The organism is Candidatus Zixiibacteriota bacterium (assembly GCA_020853795.1).
Lineage (GTDB): Bacteria > Zixibacteria > MSB-5A5 > CAIYYT01 > CAIYYT01 > JADJGC01.
The window spans coordinates 1-6,178 of sequence record JADYYF010000135.1; the positions used below are offsets into that span (position 1 = coordinate 1).

At 61.0% G+C, this 6,178-nt stretch carries 2 protein-coding genes; one reads left to right on the forward strand and one right to left on the reverse strand.

Annotation, left to right across the window (positions count from 1 at the left end; genetic code table 11):
- Positions 1 to 394 precede the first annotated feature (394 nt).
- Positions 395 to 4,096, forward strand: a complete 3,702-nt coding sequence (locus IT585_10545) for a transglutaminase family protein (protein MCC6963677.1) — start codon at positions 395 to 397, stop codon at positions 4,094 to 4,096.
- A gap of 75 nt (positions 4,097 to 4,171) precedes the next feature.
- Here the strand turns inward: IT585_10545 and nifJ are convergent.
- Positions 4,172 to 6,178, reverse strand: a 2,007-nt coding sequence (nifJ, locus tag IT585_10550) for a pyruvate:ferredoxin (flavodoxin) oxidoreductase (protein ID MCC6963678.1), incomplete at its 5' end; no start/stop codon positions are given.

A 6,178-nucleotide genomic window follows, 5' to 3' on the forward strand; every position in this document is an offset into this window, starting at 1 on the left:
CTTCTCCGGCGGGTCGGCGCCATGCGCGGCGTGTCCGTAAGCTGAGAAGCGAGATCTCCGCATCCGCGGAGAATAGGTAGACGAATGGGCGACCCGATGGGGTCGCCCATTCGTGTTGTGGGTATCGCCGTAGGGCAAGTCTCCGTTCGGAGTGTCGTGGGATTTAGGAGCATGTTTGCGGAGACCTGCCGTGTGTCAGACGGCACATGAGCATCAGGTCTCGTCAAGATTGAGAGCCAACTCCTGCGGGCATGCGCTGGAGACCTGCCCTGCGCCACCAACGCATGCAGGGCATTTGCCGCAGGCGTACTCAATTGTTGCGGCGGCATAAAAGGCGGCATATATTGATCGACAAAAGATTCGCCGAACCCAACTCAGGGAGGAGAACGTGATCATGTTCCGCGCATTCATCGTGGTCGTGACGGTGCTGGGGCTCGCACAAGCGGATGCCTCGGTCAAGTCGGCCTGGGAGGCGCTGCACCGCCTTGATATCGTCAAGGCGCGCGCCGAATTCAAGACGCTGTTGACCAAGTCGCCCAATGATCCGCAAGTGCTGCGGGGCGCGTTGCTCGCGGCTCACTTCGATCTGGACGACACCGCGCAGGTCACGATCATCAAACGATTGGCGACACTGCCGGAGCCTGATCCCTTCCTGCTTGCCGTCTTTGAGCATGTTGCAGCCGAACTCGCCACGCATTACGAACAGCGCGATCTGGAGGCGTTGATTGGCCGGAAGCTGCTTTCGGCCAAAGATCCGCTCCTCCAATACTGCGGGCAATCGATGCTGCACCAGGTGAGTTTGAAGCGGTCGTTGACACTCGATTCCACACTGGCCGCCGACGACCTTTGCCCCGGCGCCTGGGTGTGCGGTCCGTTTGACAATCAATCGAATATTGCGATGTTTCGCCGTTTGCCCCTCGAAGGCGAATCCCTGGATACCGCGGCGACGGCTCGTGGGATGCTTGGCAGTCTGGTCGCCTGGGACTTCGTGGAACAATCACAGGGCGGAATCTCTCTGTCCCCGGCAATGGAAGATGCCGATAACGCAGCCGGACAATTGTGCGCATTCTTTCTCCTTCCGGCGGCGGCTGAAGTGGTGATTCTTCCAGGCGGGCACTACAGCGGGCGCCTGTTGGTCGACGGCGTCGAAGTCCATTCCGACCCGATTTTGCGCAACGCGGTGATTCGCGACGGCGTGCGCGTCTCGTTGACCGCCGGAGCCCACGAAATCACCGCGGTGCTGGCGCATCCCACGGTCTTGGAAATGCGCCTGGCCGTGCTCGGCGGCGATTTCCGCCCGATTCCCGGCCTGAAATGGCTGCGCTTCGCTGCGGTCAAGCCGGCCGTGAGTCTGGTGGCGACCAGGGTCAATCCGCAGTTCGACGCCTTCGCGCAGGCGACGGCCGCCCAGCGGACGGCACCGGACGCACGCTATTGGGGCGCGGTGATGCAGATTTACAACGGCTACGTCAAGGAGGCAATCCGGGAGCTGGAGCGCCTCGATGCGCAAGACAGCCTGACCCGCCTGGAACAGCATATTCTCTACGACGCCCTCAGCATTAACGAAGAGAAGGCGCAGGCCGGCGAGCAGCTGCTGAAACTCTTCGAGGCAGTTGAGGCGCCACTGATCGAGGCCGAGTGGATCACAGCGACGGCTGCCGACTACGCGGCCAGCATCAAGAATTTCGCCGAATTGCGACGGAAGTACCCGAATCGGCCGATCATCGAGTTCACCGGCACACTCGAGCCGCTGCTCAACGGCAACGTCGGCGGCTGCATCGATGCGCTCAAACAGGCAAAGGAGCGCTTCCCCTGGTTCGGTGGATTCTCGCAGTTGCTGAGCAACTTCTATTTCACTCAGCTCGGCGATAAGGAGTCCGGCTACGCCGAGTTCAAGGAGTACTGCGAGAAATCGCAGTCGGGATCATCCCGGATCATGAATGAGTATTCCTTCCTGGCCGAACTCGGGCGTGTCCCGGAGGCTATCACCGCCGCCGCGACCGCGTGCCGGACGGCGGCTTATCGCGATCGACCGATGTACGGCTACTTGGATGTGCTCGCCAAAGGGAATCGGCTGCGGGAGATGTTGCCGCTGCTGGACAGCCTGATCGCCGAGCATCCCGTTAATGTCGAGTTGTATAGTATCAAGTACCCCATTCTCCAGAGTCTCAACGATATTGCCGGCGCGAACATGCAGCTGCGGCTGATTCATCAGATCAAGCCGGCGGCATCGCTGCCGTACCAATTGCTCGACTCCCTGCGCAACGGCTGCAGCCTCGACAGCATCTTTGGCACGCCCGACCTGAGCGACCTGTGGAAGACGGAGCCGACACCGGAGCAGAAGGGAGACGCCTCGCGCTGGCTGTTTCTGGATCGCCAACAGACCCTGCTGTTCGAGAGCGGGGTCCACTGCGTGGACTACCACTTCGTGTCCGTCTTGCTCGATCAAGAAGGAGTCGAGGCATCCCAGGAAATCGAACTGGGATTCACTGAAAGCGATGACAACAACAAACTGCTGGTGGCACGCCGGCTGCGCAAGAGCGCGGCGCCGGTTGAAGCCCAACGCGAAGGCGGGACGCTGTACTTCCAAGATTTGCAGCCGGGTGATGCCATCGAAATCCGGCGGCGGCAGTGGGGGGCCAACGACGGCGACCTTTACCAGCATTTCTGGCAGGGGTACATGGTCGGGGCGACCACTTACCAGCGGCGTTGGGAGTTTGCCGTGCTCACCAACCGCGACGATTTGCGCTGGCAGGCCGTCGGTCCTGTGCCCAAGCCGCAGTTGGACCGGTACTGCGGTTTCCAACGACTGCGTTTCAGCGGCGAACACGTTGCGGCAACCTCCTCCGATCTGGAATTGCTGCCGGCCCCCGAGTCCGTGCTGGGCAAGATTTTCGTCTCGACAATCGCCGACTGGAGTACGATTCACGACTGGTACTATTCGATCAGTCAGGCGATCCTCGCCGAGAACCCGCGCGCAGCGGCCTGGGCGGAGCGCCTGAAGCCGGCGGCGGCATCGCCGCGCGCGCTGGTTCAGGATCTCTATTCGCGCGTGGTGCTGGACATCCCGTACCAGACCTTGGACTTCAATTACGACGGATCAATTCCCCAGCGCCCCGACGACGTTATCCTCAATCGTTGGGGCGACTGCAAGGACAAGAGCCATTTGTTGATCGCCATGTTGCGCACGGCGGGCATTCCTGCCTGGCCGGTGCTGGTCATGACTCGCAGCGGTGGTGATGCGCTGCCGATGCCGTATTTCGGCTTCGACCACCTGATCCTCGGCTGCATTGTTGATGCCGACACCATCTTCGTCGATCCCAGCGCCTCGCCGATTACGTTCGAGCGCTCGCTGTCGGAATCAGTCGCCGGACAGCCGGCCCTCGAGATTAGCGGCGCGGGCCGCGCCAGTCTGCGCACGTTGCCACCGTTTCAACTTGACGATGCCTGGGCCCGCCGCAATCTGATTCTGACGCCGAACGGCACACAACTGGAATTTGTCTACGACCAGGTGTTCTACAATGTCTCCGCCGCGAACCGCCGCGACGGTTACTTTGGCAAGACCGACGACGCCTATCGTCGCGAACTCGAGGCCGCACTCGCCAAGTCCTGGGAGACCGATGTGGCCATTGATTCTATCCGCCATGATTCGCTGCAGTCCACCGCGGGGCAATTTCTGGAAGTCGTTTACGGCCGGGTGCCGCTGCGGGAACAGAAAATCGGAAACAACCGCATCATCACACTGCCCAACCTGTCGTCCTTTGCGCGCAGCTACCCCGCCGCCATCGCGCCGAGCCAGACGACCTTTGCCCGCATCCCGGTCGATCTGTGGTCGATCGTCGGGCGGTATGAGCGCAGCATTGAACTTCAGATTCCCGCGGAATGGGGCACTCCCGAATTGGCGCCGGCGGAGTCCTTGATCGCCGTCTGGGGCAGCGCGCACACAAGCCAATCCTGGGATAGTTCGACGCGGCGGTTGCAGGTGGAATATCTGGTGGAGATCAACAGCGGGCAGTACGATCGGATCCAGTTTGCGGAGTTCATTCGCAAGATGATCGACCTCTATACGACACCGCTCTTGCTGCAGAAATCGTAAAGCTGAAATCCGGAAAACAAAACGGGCGGGAGCAATCCCGCCCGTTGGCTGAATCAAAGTGCGAACGGCAGCCGCTTACGGCTTGAACTCCGGATCAACCTTGAAGTCCATCGCCGCCAACTGCTCGTAGTACTTCCAGCGCGCATTGGCCTCGGCTTGCGCCTGCTGCATCAACTGCGCCGCCACTTGCGGATTCTGCGACTTGAGCGCGCGGAACCGGTTCTCGCCGTAAGCGTATTCCGCGTACGGGATCGACGGCTTCTTGCTGTCGAGCTGGAACGGATTCTTGCCCAGTGCGCGCAGCCGCGGATCGTAGCGGAACAGCAACCAGTGGCCGGAATCGACCGCCTTCTTCTGCTCTTCGAGACCGAAGGCCATATCGATGCCGTGCGCGATGCAGTGCGCGTAGGCGATGATCAACGACGGGCCGTCGAACGATTCCGCCTCGGCGAACGCCTTGACGGTTTGGTTCGGGCTGGCGCCCATCGCGACCCGGGCCACATAGCAATTGCCGTACGCCATCATCTCGAGGCCGAGATCTTTCTTCGGATTCGGCCGTCCGCCGGCGGCGAACTGCGCAATTGCTCCGAGCGGCGTCGACTTCGACATCTGGCCGCCGGTGTTGGAGTAGACTTCGGTATCGAGCACCAGCAGATTGACGTTGCGGCCGGAAGCCATGACGTGGTCAAGGCCGCCGAAGCCGATATCGTAGGCCCAGCCGTCGCCGCCGACAATCCACACCGACTTTTTGACGATGTAGTCTGCCACGGCGAGCAGATGCTTGGCTTCGGAAGAACTGATCCGCTCAAGTTCGTGCTTGAGTTGGTCAACCTTGGCACGTAATGCCTCGATCTCGGTCTGCGTCGTCTGCGGCGCCGACTTGAATTCGTCGAGACGATTCGGCAGCACCTTCGCCAGCAATTCCAGCGCGAAATCGTGCATCTTGTCGATCGTCAGGCGCATCCCGAAGCCGAACTCGGCGTTATCCTCGAACAGCGAGTTCGACCAGGCCGGGCCGCGGCCGTCGGAGCGCTTGCAGTAGGGCGTTGTCGGTAGATTGCCGCCGTAGATCGACGAGCAACCGGTCGCGTTCGCCACCACCGCGCGGTCGCCGAACATCTGCGTCATCAACTTGACGTACGGCGTCTCGCCGCAGCCGGCGCAGGCGCCGGAGAATTCAAACAACGGCTTGACGAATTGGCTGCCCTTGACCGTCGCGATGTTGAACCGCGAAAAATCCGGTTCCGGGATGTCGAGGAAGAACTTGAAATTCTCGCGCTCGGGCACCCGCAGCGGTATTTGCGGTGCCATGTTGATCGCCTTGCGCGTGGTCTTGTTGCCCTGCTCGTCCTTGGCGACCGCCGGGCAGGCATCCACGCAGACCACGCAACCGGTGCAGTCTTCGGGAGCGACCTGCAACGTGTACTTCAGACCCTTCATCGCGCCGGTCATGGCATCGACAGCCTTGAAGGTCGCCGGTGCCTTGGCGAGAACCGCAGGATCATAAACCTTGGGGCGAATCGCCGCGTGCGGACAGACCAGCGCGCAGATATTGCACTGGATGCAGATATCCGGCTCCCAGACCGGGATGTCGATCGCGATGTTGCGCTTCTCGTACTGCGTCGTGCCGGTCATGTATGAGCCGTCCTCGGGGAAGGCGCCGACGGGGAGGTCGTCGCCCTTGCCTTCGATGATTTTGCCGGTTACCAGCTTGACGAAGTCGGGCGCCTCATCCGGGACAACCGGCGGGCGCTTGGTCGCACTGGTCACCTTGGCCGGGTACTTGACCTCTTCCATGCCCTTCACCGCGGCGTCGGCGGCGGCGTAGTTCATCTCGACGACTTTCTCGCCTTTGATGCCGTACGTCTTGTGGATCGCCTTCTTGATCGCTTCGAGTGCTTTATCCTGCGGGATGATCTTGGAGATCACGAAGAACGCGGTCTGCATGATCATGTTGATGCGCGCGCCCAGACCAAGCTCCTTGGCGATCTTGATCGCGTCGATCACGTAGAATCTTGCCTTCTTCTCGATAATGTTTTGCTGCATTTCGATCGGAAGTTGGTCCCAGACCTTGTCGGCCGA

Bases quoted from the DNA above. Each gene is read 5' to 3' on its own strand.
- IT585_10545 (MCC6963677.1), top strand. From the start codon at position 395: ATGTTCCGCGCATTCATCGTGGTCGTGACGGTGCTGGGGCTCGCACAA.